Raw genomic sequence first — 771 nt, forward strand, 5'->3', positions numbered from 1 at the left:
AAGCGGTAATCTCGTATAATTTACTTCGCCAAAAACAAACCTTACGAGATTACCATGCCCCGATTAATGCTCACTGATAAGTTGTGGTCGAAGCTAAAATCAATTTTGCTTGAAGATAGAGTTTATAACAAGCTTGAACACAGACAAACGATGGAAGGAATTTTATATCGCTTACGTGTTGGTTGCCCATGGCGTGACCTCCCTGAGTGTTTTGGTTTATGGAATACTATTTACCGCCGATTTCTACTTTGGTCTAAAAAAGGAATATTAATAAGGTTGTTCAAATCATTATCCGCCAATAGTGACACTGAGTGGGAATTCATTGATGGCAGTTATGTTAAAGCACACCAACACAGTACAGGTGCTGCGTCTCAACAAGAACAAGCGATAGCATTAAGTCGTGGCGGTAATACAAGTAAAATTCATTTAGCTGTTGATAGTTATGGCTTACCAATTGAATTTATTATTACAGGCGGCGATGTTCATGATAGTAAAGTGGCAAATGAACTGATTGAATTATTGCCCGAAGGCGATTTTGTTATCGCAGACAAAGGCTATGATAGTGAAGTCATTAGAAATAAGGTTCGAGAGAGAAACTCAAGCCCAGTGATCCCTAGAAAGAAAAACTCAAAAACAGGTAATGGTGATATTGATTGGTGCTTATATAAATATAGGCATTTAGTTGAAAATGCCTTTGCAAGGCTAAAGCACTTCCGTGCTATAGCGACAAGGTACGATAAATTGAAATTACAGTTTGAGAGTATGTTAGCG

At 38.0% G+C, this 771-nt stretch carries 1 protein-coding gene; it reads left to right on the plus strand.

The features are described from left to right. Positions 1–54: 54 nt before the first annotated feature. Positions 55–771: IS5 family transposase (locus tag H5119_RS19990; RefSeq protein ID WP_182703480.1), on the plus strand; the 717-nt coding region annotated here is incomplete at its 3' end.

Origin of the sequence: Pseudoalteromonas sp. SG45-5, assembly GCF_014164085.1 — a bacterium.
Classification (GTDB): Bacteria; Pseudomonadota; Gammaproteobacteria; order Enterobacterales; family Alteromonadaceae; genus Pseudoalteromonas; species Pseudoalteromonas aliena.